Origin of the sequence: Streptomyces sp. NPDC050703 (genome assembly GCF_040654435.1) — a bacterium.
Classification (GTDB): domain Bacteria; phylum Actinomycetota; class Actinomycetes; order Streptomycetales; family Streptomycetaceae; genus Streptomyces.
The window spans coordinates 46599-61596 of the sequence record NZ_JBFAHX010000032.1 but is presented as its reverse complement, the minus strand read 5'-3'; the positions used below and the strand labels follow the sequence as shown (position 1 = coordinate 61596).

The following is a 14998-nucleotide window of genomic DNA, read 5'->3' as shown; positions in this document are numbered from 1 at the left end:
TTGTGGCCGAGTCAGCTGGAGACTTCGTGGATCGGGATGCCGTGGGCCAGGGCTGTGGAGGCGAAGAAGTGCCGCATGCCGTGCGGGGTGTCCTTCGGCTTGCCATCCGGCTTGACGAGACCTGCCTCCGTAAGGGCCTTACGGAAGTGCACTCCGACCCGTCTCGCAGGAACCCGATCGTATTCGCTGGCCGCTATCAGCCAACGGTTCAGGGCGAGGGCTGCCGCGCTACCGGTCCTGCCGTAGTCGACGTGTCCGCCATTACCTGTGGCGGCCGCATCAGCGCCGTACGGGCCGCGACGCACCCGACGGCCGCCGCACGGCACGACATCCCCGTTTCATCGGCGGTCGGGCTACAGACGCCGACGTGCGGCCGACCGCTCTTTTGCACCGGAACGTCGCGGCTGCCGCCGGACAGCCGCTCGCCAATGGGGCCAGCGGCCTGTGTCCCCCGACCGCTTCCGACAGCCGTGCCCTGAGCTGATCCGATCTGTCTGCGACCGTCCCACTTGCCAGAGACGATCCCGTGGAGCGTCCATGGTCGTGGCCAACGCGGACCGAGCAGGCACGCGGGGCTCCACGGGCCCCGGGACTCCGCTCGCGCCACGGTCATGTGGAAGGAGCGACCGAACGGATCGCGGAACAGGATCGGCCGGCGGTCGACTCAGACACGACTCGGGCCAGTGAACTGCAGTGCAGTGCATGCCGTGACGTTCGAGCCTGTGGCCATGCGCTTCGAGCCGAGTTCGCGTGTACCGCGCCTGCTGGGACCCGACGACCGGGATGGCAGATCTCCGGACGCGCGAGGTGACGGGTTCGCGGGTGGTTGCATGAGCCTGATCGTGCTGCTCGTCGAGATCCCGGTCGCCATCCTGCTGGTGCTGACCTTGGCCCTCCGTGGATGGGCCGGTGCGGACGAGCAAACCGCGACGCCTTCCGTGGACTGTGCCCCAGTCCTCTGGCTCGGCGGGTTCACTCTGGGCGTGCTCGTGGTCGCCGCGGCCTTCTTGTATTCGGTGCATCCGTTCGCCGGAGCAGTCCAACTACTCATAGCGGCCATGGCGCTGATCTTCACGATGCCTGCCTGGCACGAGGAATACGAGCGCGCTCACCCGTCTCCCCTGCAGTCATGCTCAACACGGGCCGGGACACCCTGCACCTCATCGAGCCCCGTGCCCGACCGGTAGAACCCGCGGCGGGCCCCGCAGTACAAGGCAGGCAGCTACGGCAACCGCCTCGGACAGTCATCTACATGCCGCTTAGCCAAGTGCCTTAACTGGTGACCAGTCGCCCGCAGTCATCTCGGAGCTGCGCCTTCTTCTCCTCACATCTCAGTGCTCTGAGCGAACGTCGTGGGGATCACGAACCAGACGGTTTTGGTCCTCTTGCGGCTCCAGAACCCCCAGTCTCCGCGAGTGAGTTCGTGGACGATGTGCAGGCCGCGCCCGCTCTCGGTCAGTGCGGCCCCCAACGCCTCCAGGCCACCTCCGCGGTTCTCATCCGCCGGAGCGTAAGGTGCCGTGGCAGGGAACGCGGGAATCTGCGGGATGCGCGGGTCATGGTCCTCGACTTCACAGATGACTTGCGCTGCGGTGCGGCGCAGCCGCATCTCGTACGGTCCCACCGCGTGCCGGGTGGCGTTGGTGACCAGTTCGGACACGGCCAGTACCGCGTCGTCGACCGCCTCCCTGTCGAAGCCGAGCTGGCCGAGGGCGCAGCGCAACGCGGTGCGCGCCTGTGCCGGTACATCAGGGGTGCGGCTCGTCCAGCGCCATACAACGCACGGGGCCGCACTCAGAGCGCAGTGGGCCTTCATCGCCGGCCTCCCCGGGCCGCGTGACGTCCGCGTCGGACGCGGCGGTGACGGCCAGGCCCGGGACGAACGCACTCGCGTGCCTCGCTCCACGCGTACAGGCCGGTCACCGCCAGACATGGCAGGAGCACGGCGGTGGATAGAACAGACATCACGGCAGGGGCCTCCCCGATGATCGCGGCTGGGTCGCGACCACCACACCGTGGACTCGCGAAGAGCGGAACACCGCTCCCATCAGCTCTTTCAAAAACTTCCGCAGCTACAACTTGCTCACCAGTAGGGTCTTCACCGCACTCCCGAAGTCAGCGCCGCCGCCCGGCATCTGGAGCTCCTCACTGGGCGCGGACCCGCGTGGCGCGGGCCGTGTCGACAGCGCGGTGGGTCTCCTCCACGTTGCCCATGGGGTCGCAAGCAGAAAGTGGCACGGGGCCCATGCACCGTTGATACGTCGGCCCTCAGCCGGTTCCTCTTCGCGGCTTCGGCTCCGCCCACGACGCGTGGGGTATCACCCCCTGCGATGGCCAATCGTGCACCCCATGCCAGAACCTCGACCAAGTGCTCGGCCAGCAGTCCGACGTGAGGATCAGGCTGAACCAAGGCTGTGATTGGGCCGCGAGCGGTGCGCTCCCTCGCCCACTCGTGGTCGAGGCTGGTGAAGTCGTCGTCGATCCAGATGGCGGGCGCGTCGCCGAGCCAGTCGTCGACGTGGTCGCGTTTCCACAGGTAGCCGTTGGGGTGGCTGGTCGCGATCTGGGGATGCGGCAGGTCGATGTGGGGCAGGGGCGGGAGGTTGAGGAGCGGGCCGATGAGAGTGGCGGCGTTCTGGCGCCAGCTGGTGCACCAGACAGGGGTGAGCAGGCCGGTTCTGATCACGTGCATGAGCAAGGGGCCGTGTGCTGAGTTGAGCCAGATGGCGACCGGGTTGTCGGCGGTCCGGCCGGTGGGTACGACGTCGTGGCAGGTGTGGGTCTCAGGGCCGGTTCCGTTTGAAGCCGGGAAGGGGATGAGGACGCCGTCGACGTCGAGGAGCAGGTAGGGCGGGCGCATCGGGTTCTCCCAGGGGGCCGAGGGGCCGGGGTCAGAGCTTGCGCGCGATGATCAGCAGGGTGGTGGGCCAACGACCGTGACGGGCGTCGTGAGATGTCTGGGCCGAGGTGAGCTGGAGACCGGCTCGGCCCAGGTGCTTCTCCCAGCGGTCGGCGTCGTACTCCCAGCGTGCGATGGGTAGTCGCGTGCGGTCGGGGAGGGTGACGTAGTCGCGGCTGGGCCGGTCGTCGGTGGAAGGGCGTCTGCCGCCACGCTGAGGGTGGGGGACCGAGGAGGCAAGGGTGCCCCCGAGTCGCAGGTGTTGAACAATGGCGGGCAACAGAAGCTCGGGGGTGACGAGGCCGATCGCTCCGAAGACGGAGTAGATGGCGTCGAAGTGCTCGTTGGAGGCTTGCAGGTAGTGCAGGGCGTGGCCGGCGACGAAGGTCAGGTTGTTCAGCCGGCCGTAGTACGAGCGGGCGCGGCGGACCTGTAGGCCGACGAGATCGACGCCGGTGACTTGGGCGCCGTAGCGAGTGGCGAGGTGGGCGGCGTTGTGGCCGGGACCGCAGCCGAGTTCCAGCAGTCGCTTGCGACGCAGGTCCGGTCCGAGAATTTCGGCGCCTGGGCCGGTGCCGGGCCGTGAGGTCCACTCCATCCGGGCGGGTACGCACAGCGGCTCGGCGGCGGTGGTGCGTTGGAGAGCGTGTACGTACCACGGGGAAGCCTGGGCCATCACGTCAGACCTCCAAGAGGTCGAGGACGTCGGTGAGGTGGCGGCGTACGGCCTTGATGTAGGCGGGGTCGGTGGCCGGATCGTTGATCCAGCGGATGGACTGTTCCATGAACCATTCGACGGCCCAGACGCGGTGCCAGCCCAGCGCCCACTTCTCGGCAGGAAGCCCGCCGCGCTCGGCGAGGGCGTCGGAAGTGCCGCCTTCACTGACGTACATCTCCAGAAGCGCCCGCATACGTGCGGGGTCAGGGTCGTCAATGGTGCCGTGCCAGCTGGCGAGGTCGAGCAAGCCGGGTCCGGTGAAGGCGCGGGCGAAATCCAGCAGGCGCCAGCCGTGCCGGCCGATGTGGAGGCTGGTGGGGTGGAACTCGGAGTGCACCCAGCCAAATGGGCCGACCGTCGCGTCGGCCGAGCGTGCTTCGGCGGCTCGGACGATGCGGTCGAGAGTGTGCTCGATGTCCTGGGTGTCCTCCCAACGGTCAGCTTTCCGCAGGTGGCCGAGGTGCTCCAAGGCTCGCGTCGGGAGACCGCACAGACCTTCCTGATCGAGGACTGGCAGGGCGGCGGCACGGCGGGCGCGGTGCAGGACCACGGCTGCGGCGGTCCCGTCGAGATCGTCGGCTTGTCGGAGGGGAGCGCCGAGGTCTTCCAAGAGCATCCCGAGCCAGCCGTCCCGGACGGCCGAGGCGTGCACGGCGGGCACCGGGACACCGAGCGTGCGGGCCAACCGGAGGGCCTGGTCCTCACCATCGAAGGGGCTCTTGGCGTACTTGAAGATGGCTGTGGCCCCGTCCGTGAAGGTCAGGCGCTCGACACCGGACATGGACCACACGCGCACCTCCTCGCGTGCCGCGACGGTCCGGTTGGCAACAGTCAGCAGATTGTCCAGAAGTTCGGCGTTGAGAGTCGCGTCCACGAGAGAGCTCCAGTGCGGTGGGTGTCCGGGGCGGGCGGGAAGTGCCGACCCGCCCCGGAGTCTGGGGTGCGGTGTCCTGTTACGCGGCAGGGTTCACGCGGTGGGCGTAGACCTTCTCGAGCCAGCCGGCCTTGAAGGCCGCGAGGTCGTCTCGGAAGTTCGCCATCGACGCACCGTAGGGCGCGACGACACCGCCCGACTGGTCCGGCACGGACTGGCAGCCGTGCACCAGACGCCCGCCGAGCGCGGCATGGGCCTTGATGGACTCGATGCGGCGGTGCTCGTTGAACCAGCCGCCGTGGTAGATCTCGTCCATCAGTCCGCCCATGTCGTCGTCCAGGTCGAAGACGACGGAGGTGGCAGCCGGGAAGAACCAGCAGGGGCCGACGTTGGAGATGTGACCGTCCAGCTCCTCCTTGTTGAGTGCCATCAGTGTGGCCGCCTCACGCAGCATCCTCAGGTGCTCAACGGTGATCTGCGGAAGGCCGAGACCGGCAAGGTGTTCCGTACGGAACAGGTAGGCGTACACCTCGTAGGCGGTGGACAGCACGCGGGCGGCATCCGAGGTGGACTCGCCGTGGACCTTGATGAACTCCAGCGCGAGCTGCTCGACCGCGCTCTCGGTGGTCTCCTCCGCCTCCAGGATGTGGGACTTGACCAGCTCCCAGTCGGCGACGAGCCAGGTGGGGGACTCGAAGCGGAAGAAGTAGTCGTCCGGGTCGATGGTGATGCGCCGGCCGTCGACCTGGATGCCCGGCAGCCGGGCCCAGCGCTCGTCGAACGCATCGGGCAGTACGACTGTGATGGCCGTGGTGTCGGTGGTGGTCACCGTGTCTCCGTCTCTGATCGGCCGAGTTCGGGCACAGCAGTGCGCGAACCCGGAGCGGGTGTGCGGACCTTCGGGAGCCGCCCGGACGAAGAAGGGGTCTCGTCACGGTGTCGCACCGTGCCGGGCGGCTGATAATCAGTGAACACGTCGTCACACACAGTGGGGACGGTGAGACGTGGGCGAAGCGGTATACGCGGTTTACAGCACCGGAGCGGAGGGGACCGTGATTGCGCATGGGGAGTCCAACGCCCGCCTGCGCGAGACCATCGAGGCAGCCGACTGCACCTACGAGGTCCTCGCCAAGGACATCCGCCGTATCGCCGCGGAGAACGGCGAGGCGCTCCAGACCAACAAGTCCGCTGTCTCGCATTGGGTGAACGGCAAGCGCCGGCCGACCGGCCGGACCGCCCGCTACCTGGCCGAGGCGCTGTCCCGGCGAGCAGGCCGCACGGTCACCGAGACGGAGATCGGTCTGCGCTCAGGCGAGGCACCGACCGAGCAGGCCGATCCCGTCCTCGCCGCAACCGATCTGGGCCGTGCCGACGTCGAACGGCGACGCTTCCTGGCCGTGGCCGCCTTCACCGCGGCCGGTGTCGAGATGCCCCTCGCCTATGACCACGAAGCCACCGCCCGCATGCTTCGAGCTCGCACTGGTGGATCCCAGGTAGGAGCGGAGGACGTGGACGTCGTACGCCAGATCACCGCGGCTTTCAGTGCCGCCGACGAGCGTCTTGGCGGCGGCCATGGACTCACCACCGTCACCGCGTACCTCGCCGACACCGCGGCTCCCATACTGCGCGGACGTTTCCGCAACGACGACTTGCGCCGGGCAGCCTTCGGCGCCGTTGCAGAACTCGCCTACCTCGCGGGGTGGAAGCACCACGACCTCGGCCAGGAAGGTGCCCCCCAGCGTTACTACCAGGTCGGTTATCAACTCGCCTGCGAAGCCGACCCACACGGCCACGCCGCCTGGATGATGCGCGCCCTCGCCCGCCAGGCCCTCAGCCTCAAGCAGCCCCACCATTGCGTCGACCTCGTCGAGGGCGCCCTGGCCCGGGGCCTGCGGCACGTCGACAGCCAGACCGAGGCACTGCTCCACATCACCCACGCCCGCGCGTACGCCGCCGTAGGCGAGAAGCCCGCAGCGGCCCGCGCCCTGCTCGCCGCCGAAGACGCCCTCCTACGCGACGACGGCCCACAGCCGAGCTACTCCCGCGTCAGCGGTCCGGCCGCCGGCACCGTGGCCAGCCACACCGCGCGCACACTGACCGATCTCGCCGATCACGTGGGTACTGAACAGCAGCACCGAGATGCCCTCATCCGCTGGGACCCGGAGAAGTACCGACGCGTCCATGCCCTCACCCACGCTGACCTGGGCGACAGCCTGGCTGCTCAGGTCCGAGCCGACGAGGCCGTTGCCGCCTGGTCCGAGGCCCTGTCCCTCATGGAAGGCATGACCTCCGACCGCACCCGCAAGGCGATCACTTCGCTCCGCTCCACCCTCGCCGTCTACCAGCGCCGCAAAGTGCCTGGAGCCGTCGAACTCGACCGCCGCGCACGCGAAGCGCTGACCTAAGCTGCCCACCAACCGGCCGACGAAGGGACCCCAGCCGTGGCTCAGCCACAGACCGACGACCAGCCGAAAGCCCTGCCGCCCGCTCTCGACTCCATGACCTTGCTGGTCGCCGCCGTCATCGTCCACGACAAGGCCACCAACCGCGTCGTCCTCCTCCAGCGCAGCGAGAACGCCAAGTTCGCGCACGGTATGTGGGACCTGCCGGTCGGCAAGAGCGAACCCGGCGAGCCCATCACCGAGACTGCGGTCCGTGAGCTGTATGAGGAGACCGGCCTGACCGTCAAGCCGGAAACCTTGAAGGTCGCCCACATCATCCATAACGCCTGGGGCGTCGAGGCCCCCAACGGCTTCCTCACCGTCGTCTTCGCCACCCACGAATGGACCGGCGAACCCGAGAATCGCGAACCTCGCAAACACGCCCAGGTTCGCTGGGTCGATGCCGATGCCATCCCAGTGGAGTTCGTGGACACCACCGCGAGCGCCGTCCACCGCTACCTCGCGGACGGCCCTCAGGTATCGCTGGACGGGTGGAAGTAAAGATCACCACGGTGTCACCGTGACCTGCACCTCCCGACGCGGAGGCCAGGTGGCCCGCTCTTCCACGCCGAGGTGCGGCACGTACGTGACGACGTACTCGATCACCCCCCAGTGCCTTTGTCCGGTTAGCCGGGGTGGAGCAGTAAGCAACGACTCCAGTCGCCCCATCATTCGACTACGACGAAATCCACTGTCAAGAAGGTCCGAATACAGCGGCGGGCCCTCACTGACACACCCAGCTCCGACCCAGCAGCGGTACGGATGACCAGGGACGACGCCAGGTGACGACCCGTCACCCCATACAGCGCGGAAACAGCAGCAGACACAGCGACGGGGTCGCTCGCAAACCGAGCGACCCCGACTGACCTGCATGTTTGTCAGGTCACCGCAGCGATGCTATGACGCGCACTAGACGTTGAAGCGGAACTCCACCACATCCCCGTCCTGCATCACATACTCCTTGCCCTCCATGCGCGCCTTGCCCTTCGCGCGGGCCTCCGCCACCGAGCCCGTCTCCACCAGGTCCGCGAAGGAGATGACCTCCGCCTTGATGAAGCCCTTCTGGAAGTCCGTGTGGATCACGCCCGCCGCCTCGGGGGCCGTGGCGCCCCGGGGGATCGTCCAGGCGCGGGATTCCTTCGGGCCCGCCGTCAGGTAGGTCTGGAGGCCGAGGGTGCGGAAGCCGACGTGGGCGAGGGTGGCGAGGCCCGGTTCTTCCTGGCCCACCGACTGGAGGAGCTCCAGGGCCTCCTCGTCGTCCAGCTCCGCGAGGTCCGCCTCCAGCTTCGCGTTGAGGAAGATCGCCTCCGCGGGGGCGACCAGGGCGCGCTGCTCGGCCTTGAAGGCGTCGTCCGTCAGCTCGTCCTCGTCGACGTTGAAGACGTAGAGGAACGGCTTCGTCGTGAGGAGGTGCAGGTCGTGGAGGAGTTCCGCGCGCTCCGAGCCCTGCACGATGCCCGCGGAGAAGAGCGTGTCGCCCTTCTCCAGGATCTCCTTGGCCGACTCCACCGCCGCCACCTTCGGCGCGATGTCCTTCTTGATGCGCGACTCCTTCTGGAGGCGCGGCAGGACCTTCTCGATCGTCTGGAGGTCGGCGAGGATCAGCTCGGTGTTGATCGTCTCGATGTCGTCCTTGGGCGAGACCTTGCCGTCCACGTGCACGACGTTCTCATCCTTGAAGGCGCGGATGACCTGGCAGATCGCGTCCGACTCGCGGATGTTCGCGAGGAACTTGTTGCCCAGGCCCTCGCCCTCGCTCGCGCCGCGCACGATGCCGGCGATGTCGACGAAGTCGACCGTGGCGGGCAGGACGCGCTGGGAGGAGAAGATCTCGGCCAACTTCGTCAGGCGCGGGTCGGGGACGCCGACCACGCCGACGTTCGGCTCGATCGTGGCGAACGGGTAGTTGGCCGCCAGCACGTCGTTCTTGGTCAGGGCGTTGAACAGGGTCGACTTGCCGACATTCGGCAGACCGACGATTCCGATCGTGAGCGACACGTTGCGACTTCCCGTACGTGAGGGCTGGGTGGGAGCACGGCCCGAGTGCCGCGTACCGGAAACTTCGGTACGCGCCCGCGCCTCGTACGCCTATCCATGTCGCGTACGCGCGCTTCGCACAAGGGCCGATCCCCCAGTCTACGGCGTGTCGCCACCGGCCCGTCCGGGCGGCCGCCGCCGCGTCGAACGGATGGCCAAGGTCACGTCAAAGGCGTGTCTCACCCCGGAATCCGCGCGGCGGCCGACCTAGGTTGGACCAGTGGAGCAACACAGGACGCGTCCCCGTCAGACCGAACCGAAGGCCCCCTCCGTGGCGAGGCCCCGTCGGAGCGCCCCGCTGCCCTCGCAGGGCCGGGCGGCCGGGACGGGCGGAGCGGCGCAGCGGACCGCGCCGCGCCCGCGCCGGCCCGCGCCTCCGCTGGTACGGGCCCTGCGCCGCGCACCGCTCGTCCGCGCCCTGCGGCGGATGCCGAACCCGCGGCTGACCGGGCTCGGCAGCGGACTGTTCTGCACCGGGGTGCTGTTCCTGCTCGCCTGCCTGCTGGGACTGCTGTTCGACGACGCCCTCGTCGCGTACGGGGTGCTGTTCCTGCCCGTCGCCACGCTGACCGCACTGTGGGTGCGCCCGGCCGACCTGGTCACCGCGCCCATCGGCGCGCCGATCGCCTTCGCCACCGGGATTCTGCCGATCTCCGGGGGCACGGGCTTCGGCGGACGCCTCATGGGCCTCGTGACGTCACTCGCGCTGCACGCGGGCTGGCTGTACGGGGGCACGCTCATCGCCGGGCTCATCGTGTGCGTACGCAAGGTCCGGCTGATGGCCGAGCGGCGCGGGCAGGCCGGGCGGGGGCCCGCGCGGAAGGGGACGGCGGGGCCGGGCCCGAAGCGCGCCCCCGCCGTCTGACGCCCGCGAGCCGCTACGCCTCGCTCGCCGCCATCGCCGCTCCCACGATGCCGGCGTTGTTCTGGAGCTGCGCCGGGACGATCTCCGCGGAGATGCCCTCGATCAGCGGCAGGAACTTGTGGGCCTTGCGGCTCACACCGCCGCCGATGATGAACAGCTCCGGCGAGAACAGCATCTCCACGTGCGCGAGGTACTTCTGCACGCGGTGCGCCCAGTGCTCCCAGCTCAGGTCCTCGTCCTCGCGGGCCTTGGACGAGGCGCGCTTCTCCGCGTCGTGGCCGTGCAGTTCGAGGTGGCCCAGCTCGGTGTTGGGCACCAGGCGCCCGCCCGTGAACAGGGCGCTGCCGATGCCCGTGCCGAGGGTGAGGAGGAGGACCGTGCCCTTGCGGTCCTTGCCCGCGCCGAAGTGCATCTCGGCCACGCCCGCCGCGTCCGCGTCGTTCAGGACGGTCACGGGGGCGCCGCCGAGGCGGTCCGAGACCAGCTTCCGGATGTCCGTACCGATCCAGCTCTTGTCGACGTTGGCCGCGGTGCGCGCCGTGCCGTCGGTGATCACGCCGGGGAAGGTGGCGCCGATGGGCCCCTTCCAGCCGAAGTGCTCCACGACCTCGCACACGCCCGCGACCACCGCCTCCGGCGTCGCCGGATGGGGGGTCAGGACCTTGTGCCGCTCCTGGGCCAGGTCTCCGCGGTCAAGGTCCACGGGAGCGCCCTTGATCCCTGAGCCGCCGATGTCCACACCGAAGATCTCCATGGCCCCACCGTACGACCCGGACCAGCGCCGCGGCAGCCGCACCGCCTCGGTTCCCGTCAGCGCCGGGGCAGCCGCACCGCTTCGGTTCCCGTCACCGCCGGGGCAGCCGCACCGCTCCGGCTCCCGCCAGCTCCGGCGCAGCCGCACCGCTCCGGTCCCCGTCAGCTCCGGGACAGCTCCGCCGCCTCGGCCCGCAGGTCCCTGCGGAGCTCCTTCGGCAGCGAGAAGGTGATCGACTCCTCGGCGGTCTTCACCGTCTCGACGTCGCCGAAGCCCCGCTCGGCGAGCCATTCGACGACGCCGTCCACCAGGACGTCGGGCACGGAGGCACCGGAGGTCAGACCGACCGTCGTGACGCCTTCGAGCCACGCCTCGTCGATCTCGTCGGCGCCGTCGACCAGGTGCGAGGCGGGGGCGCCCGCGTCGAGGGCGACCTCGACCATGCGGATCGAGTTGGAGGAGTTCTTGGAGCCGACGACGATGACCAGCTCGGCGTCCTCGGCGAGCTTCTTCACCGCGGTCTGGCGGTTCTGCGTGGCGTAGCAGATGTCGTCGCTGGGCGGCGAGAGCAGGTTCGGGAACTTGCCCTTGAGGGCGTCGACCGTCTCCATCGTCTCGTCGACGGAGAGCGTGGTCTGGGAGAGCCAGACGACCTTGTCCGGGTCGCGGACCTCGACGTTCGCGACGTCGTCGGGGCCGTCGACGAGCGTGATGTGCTCGGGCGCCTCACCGGACGTGCCAATGACCTCCTCGTGGCCCTCGTGCCCGATCAGGAGGATGTCGAAGTCCTCCTTGGCGAACCGGACGGCCTCCTTGTGCACCTTCGTGACCAGCGGGCACGTCGCGTCGATCGTCGCCAGCTTGCGCTCGGCGGCCTCCGCGTGGACGGTCGGGGCCACGCCGTGCGCGGAGAACATGACGATGGAGCCCTCGGGGACCTCCGCCGTCTCCTCCACGAAGATGGCGCCCTTCTTCTCCAGGGTCTTCACCACGTACTTGTTGTGCACGATCTCGTGGCGGACGTAGATCGGGGCCCCGTACTGCTCCAGGGCCTTCTCGACGGCGATCACGGCACGGTCCACGCCCGCGCAGTAGCCACGGGGAGCGGCGAGCAGGACACGGCGGGAGCCAGGCGTTGCAGTCATGCCACCCATCGTAAGGCCGCGTCCAGCGCGTCAAAGATCGCCCGGTTGGGGAGACTGGGGGTCCGCGGAGTTCCACGCGCCGATCCACGGAGGCACGATGTCCGGTCAGACCGCCGGTGAGGGGGCCCACGAGGCGGGCGAGGGACCCGCCGGGGACACGAGGCTGCGGCGCAGCCTGGGCTTCCGCGACCTCGTCGTCTACGGTCTGCTCTTCATCGCCCCCATGGCGCCCGTCGGCGTCTTCGGGACGCTCGACGCGAAGTCGCACGGAGCCGTCGCCCTCGTCTATCTGATCGCGACGGTCGCCATGGCGTTCACCGCGTTCAGCTACGCCCAGATGGTGCGGATCGTCCCCCAGGCGGGCTCCGTCTTCGCCTACGCGCGCGCGGGTCTCGGAAAGGGCTTCGGGTTCGTCGCCGGGTGGATGGCGATGCTCGACTACCTGCTCATCCCCGCGGTCGCCTACCTCTTCTCCGGCATCGCCATGAACTCCCTGGTGCCGTCGGTGTCGCGGTGGGTGTGGACGGCCCTCGCGGTGCTCATCACGACCCTGCTGAACCTGTGGGGCGTACGGACGGCCGCGCGGGTCGGCTTCGCCGTGCTCGCCATGGAGGTCGTCGTCCTCCTCGTCTTCGTCGTCGCCGCGGTGGTCGTCATCGCCGGGGACGGCACCCAGCGGGACTGGCTCTCGCCGCTGACCGGAGACGGCTCACAAGGCGCGTTCGCGCTGTCCGCGGTGGTGGGGGCGGTGTCCATCGCCGTCCTTTCCTACCTGGGCTTCGACGCCATCGCCTCCTTCGCCGAGGAGGTGACGGGCGGCTCGGCGAAGGTCGCGCGGGCCGTGCTGTTCTGCCTGGCGCTCGCCGGTGTGCTCTTCGTGGCCCAGACGTACCTGGTGGCCCTCCTCGAACCGCTGTCCTCCGCCCGGCTCGCCGCGGAGCCGGTCAAGCAGGGCACGGCCTTCTACGATGCGGTCGACTCGGCGGCCGGGTCGTGGCTGCACGACCTGGTGGCCGTCAGCAAGGCCATCGGGGCCGCGTTCGCCGCGCTCGCCGGGCAGGCCGCGGCCGGGCGGCTGCTCTTCGCCATGGCCCGGGACCGGCGGCTGCCGAAGGGGCTCGCGCGGACCGACTCCGGTACGCCGCGGGTGGCGCTGCTCTGTGCGGCCGTCGTGACCCTCGTGGCCGCGGTGTGGGCGGCTCGGCGGGACGACGGGATGGACCACCTGGTGTCGGTGGTCGACATCGGGGCGCTCACGGCGTTCCTGTTGTTGCACGCGAGCGTGGTGGGGTGGTTCGTCTTCCGCCACCGGGCCTCCGGCTTCAGTTGGTGGCGGCATCTCCTCGTGCCCCTGCTGGGGGCCGTGATCACCGTGGCGGTCATCTGGGAGGCCGCGGGGTCCGCGCAGGTCGTCGGGGCGGTGTGGCTCGCCGTGGGGCTGGCCGTGCTTCTCGTCCAGCGGGCTCGGCGGGCCGACTGAGCCGCCGCTGCGCGGCGATTCTCACCCACCCGCCCGCTCGTTTCCCCGCATCGGGCCCGCGCCGGACGAACGCCGGCCCTGTCAGACCCTGCCGCTACGCTCACCGCATGGCTCTCAACACGTCCGCCGACGCGCCGCTGCCCGTGGGGCAGGTGTCGCGGCTCATCGGCGGCTGGATCGATCGGCTCGGTGCCGTGTGGGTCGAGGGGCAGATCACGCAGCTGTCCCGGAGGCCCGGTGCCGGCGTCGTCTTCATGACGCTCCGCGACCCCTCGCACGACATCTCGGTCAGCGTCACGTGCTACCGCCAGGTGTTCGACGCCGTGGCGGACGTCGTCTCCGAGGGCGCCCGCGTCGTCGTCCACGCGAAGCCCGAGTGGTACGCCCCGCGGGGGCAGCTCTCCCTGCGGGCCGCCGAGATAAGGCCGGTCGGCGTCGGCGAGCTGCTCGCCCGCATCGAGCAGCTGAAGAAGCGCCTCTCCGGAGAGGGCCTCTTCGCCCCGGAGAGGAAGCGGCCGCTGCCCTTCCTGCCGCAGCTCGTCGGCCTGGTCACGGGCCGGGCATCGGCCGCCGAGCGGGACGTCCTGGAGAACGCGCGGCACCGCTGGCCCGCCGTCCGCTTCGAGGTGCGCAACGTCCCGGTGCAGGGCGTGCACGCGGTGCCCCAGGTCGTCCGGGCCGTGAAGGAACTCGACGCCCTCGCCGAGGTCGACGTGATCGTCGTGGCGCGGGGCGGCGGCAGCGTGGAGGACCTGCTGCCGTTCTCCGACGAGCAGCTGGTCCGCGCGGTGGCCTCCTGCCGCACACCGGTGGTCTCGGCGATCGGCCACGAGCCGGACAGCCCGCTCCTCGACCTCGTGGCGGACCTGCGCGCGTCCACGCCCACCGACGCCGCCAAGAAGGTCGTGCCGGACGTCGGGGAGGAGTACGAGCGGGTGCGCTGGCTGCGGGACCGCGCCCGGCGCTGCGTGGACGCCTTCCTCGACCGGGAGGAGCGCGGCCTCGCCCACGCGCTGGCCCGGCCCTCCATGGAGCATCCGCACCGCATGATCGAGGAGCGCGAGGAGCAGGTCTCCGCCCTCGTCGACCGCAGCCGCCGCACCCTCGGGCACCTCCTCGACCGGGCGGGTTCGGAGCTGACGCACACCCACGCGCGCGTGGTGGCCCTCTCCCCCGCGGCGACGCTCCAGCGGGGGTACGCGGTGCTCCAGAAGCCGGACGGCACGGTCGTCAGGGCCCCGGGCGACGTGGGTGCCGACGAGGAGCTGCGGGCCCGGGTCGCCGAGGGCGAGTTCACCGTACGTACGACAGGAGCCGCGCCGGCGGCCGAGGAAGCCGCGGCCGACGCGGACCGAGCCGAGATCTAGGGTGGGCGCATGACCAGCACAACGGACCAGGACGCGGGCTCCGCGGACGCGCTCGGGTACGAGCAGGCGCGGGACGAGCTGATCGAGGTCGTACGCCGCCTCGAAACGGGCGGGACGACCCTGGAGGAGTCCCTCGCCCTGTGGGAGCGCGGCGAGGAGCTGGCCAGGATCTGCCGCCGCTGGCTCGACGGCGCCCGCGCCCGCCTGGACGCGGCCCTCGCGGGACCGGACGCCGGGGACGGCGCCGAAGACGGTGCCGACGACGACGTCGACGACGTGGACGGGGACGGGGACGGGGCCTGATCCCTCACCGACCCGGGGGCGGCGCCGACCGGAGCCGGCCGGCGCCGGCGGGAGCCGGAGCGGCCCGACCGCGGCGGCGGAGTGGACCGAAACGGACCGGCCAAGCCGTTCGGGT

The 14998-nt window shown here is 70.0% G+C and carries 15 protein-coding genes and 1 pseudogene; 7 read left to right on the top strand and 9 right to left on the bottom strand.

The annotated features are described in order from the left end of the window. Positions 1 to 11: 11 nt before the first annotated feature. Positions 12 to 152 (bottom strand): hypothetical protein, encoded by a 141-nt coding sequence (locus tag AB0I16_RS26130; protein WP_363251997.1) that lies wholly within the window; start codon positions 150 to 152, stop codon positions 12 to 14. 678 nt (positions 153 to 830) lie between these two features. On the opposite strand from AB0I16_RS26130, the gene AB0I16_RS26125 reads away from it, so the two are divergent. Then, entirely contained in the window at positions 831 to 1187 is a 357-nt protein-coding gene (locus AB0I16_RS26125) for a DUF6234 family protein (protein WP_363251996.1), read from the top strand. A gap of 137 nt (positions 1188 to 1324) precedes the next feature. On the opposite strand, the gene AB0I16_RS26120 is transcribed toward AB0I16_RS26125, so the two are convergent. The 5 genes and pseudogenes from AB0I16_RS26120 to AB0I16_RS26100 form a co-directional block, all read right to left on the bottom strand. Beyond that, positions 1325 to 1816 (bottom strand): ATP-binding protein, encoded by a 492-nt coding sequence (locus AB0I16_RS26120; protein ID WP_363251995.1) that lies wholly within the window; start codon positions 1814 to 1816, stop codon positions 1325 to 1327. Positions 1817 to 2335: 519 nt separating this feature from the next. Further along, positions 2336 to 2860, bottom strand: a pseudogene (locus AB0I16_RS26115) (HAD domain-containing protein); the annotation flags it as partial. A gap of 31 nt (positions 2861 to 2891) precedes the next feature. Next, the gene (locus AB0I16_RS26110) at positions 2892 to 3578 is read right to left on the bottom strand and encodes a class I SAM-dependent methyltransferase (RefSeq protein WP_363251994.1); all 687 of its coding nucleotides are present in this window, start codon (positions 3576 to 3578) and stop codon (positions 2892 to 2894) included. 1 nt (position 3579) lies between these two features. Continuing rightward, positions 3580 to 4491 carry an aminoglycoside phosphotransferase family protein gene (locus AB0I16_RS26105; RefSeq protein ID WP_363251993.1) on the bottom strand — a complete coding sequence of 304 codons (912 nt, stop codon included), beginning with the start codon at positions 4489 to 4491 and terminating at the stop codon, positions 3580 to 3582. Positions 4492 to 4570: 79 nt separating this feature from the next. Next, entirely contained in the window at positions 4571 to 5320 is a 750-nt protein-coding gene (locus AB0I16_RS26100; RefSeq protein ID WP_363251992.1) for a hypothetical protein, read from the bottom strand. Positions 5321 to 5543: 223 nt separating this feature from the next. On the opposite strand from AB0I16_RS26100, the gene AB0I16_RS26095 reads away from it, so the two are divergent. Continuing rightward, positions 5544 to 6896, top strand: coding sequence for a helix-turn-helix transcriptional regulator (locus AB0I16_RS26095; protein ID WP_363252031.1), 1353 nt, complete (start codon positions 5544 to 5546; stop codon positions 6894 to 6896). Positions 6897 to 6932: 36 nt separating this feature from the next. Then, the gene (locus AB0I16_RS26090; RefSeq protein ID WP_363251991.1) at positions 6933 to 7433 is read left to right on the top strand and encodes an NUDIX domain-containing protein; all 501 of its coding nucleotides are present in this window, start codon (positions 6933 to 6935) and stop codon (positions 7431 to 7433) included. 408 nt (positions 7434 to 7841) lie between these two features. Here the strand turns inward: AB0I16_RS26090 and ychF are convergent, their stop codons facing one another. Further along, positions 7842 to 8930 (bottom strand): redox-regulated ATPase YchF, encoded by a 1089-nt coding sequence (ychF, locus tag AB0I16_RS26085; protein WP_363251989.1) that lies wholly within the window; start codon positions 8928 to 8930, stop codon positions 7842 to 7844. A gap of 466 nt (positions 8931 to 9396) precedes the next feature. Here ychF and AB0I16_RS26080 point away from each other — a divergent pair, with 466 nt between their 5' ends. After that, positions 9397 to 9834, top strand: a complete 438-nt coding sequence (locus tag AB0I16_RS26080; protein ID WP_363252030.1) for a DUF6542 domain-containing protein — start codon at positions 9397 to 9399, stop codon at positions 9832 to 9834. 13 nt (positions 9835 to 9847) lie between these two features. Here the strand turns inward: AB0I16_RS26080 and ppgK are convergent, their stop codons facing one another. Together ppgK and AB0I16_RS26070 are read right to left on the bottom strand one after the other, a co-directional pair. Further along, positions 9848 to 10588 (bottom strand): polyphosphate--glucose phosphotransferase, encoded by a 741-nt coding sequence (gene ppgK / locus AB0I16_RS26075; RefSeq protein ID WP_363251988.1) that lies wholly within the window; start codon positions 10586 to 10588, stop codon positions 9848 to 9850. A 161-nt stretch (positions 10589 to 10749) separates the two neighbouring features. Beyond that, positions 10750 to 11742, bottom strand: coding sequence for a 4-hydroxy-3-methylbut-2-enyl diphosphate reductase (locus tag AB0I16_RS26070; RefSeq protein ID WP_363251987.1), 993 nt, complete (start codon positions 11740 to 11742; stop codon positions 10750 to 10752). 88 nt (positions 11743 to 11830) lie between these two features. Between AB0I16_RS26070 and AB0I16_RS26065 the strand changes: the two genes are divergently transcribed. The 3 genes from AB0I16_RS26065 (at position 11831) to AB0I16_RS26055 (ending at position 14883) form a co-directional block, all read left to right on the top strand. Continuing rightward, complete coding sequence (locus AB0I16_RS26065) at positions 11831 to 13213, top strand: APC family permease (protein ID WP_363251986.1); 1383 nt, start codon at positions 11831 to 11833, stop codon at positions 13211 to 13213. A gap of 107 nt (positions 13214 to 13320) precedes the next feature. Next, entirely contained in the window at positions 13321 to 14580 is a 1260-nt protein-coding gene (gene xseA / locus AB0I16_RS26060) for an exodeoxyribonuclease VII large subunit (RefSeq protein ID WP_363251985.1), read from the top strand. 9 nt (positions 14581 to 14589) lie between these two features. Continuing rightward, on the top strand, positions 14590 to 14883 hold the full coding sequence (locus AB0I16_RS26055; protein WP_363251984.1) for an exodeoxyribonuclease VII small subunit: 294 nt from the start codon (positions 14590 to 14592) through the stop codon (positions 14881 to 14883). Positions 14884 to 14998: the final 115 nt, after the last annotated feature.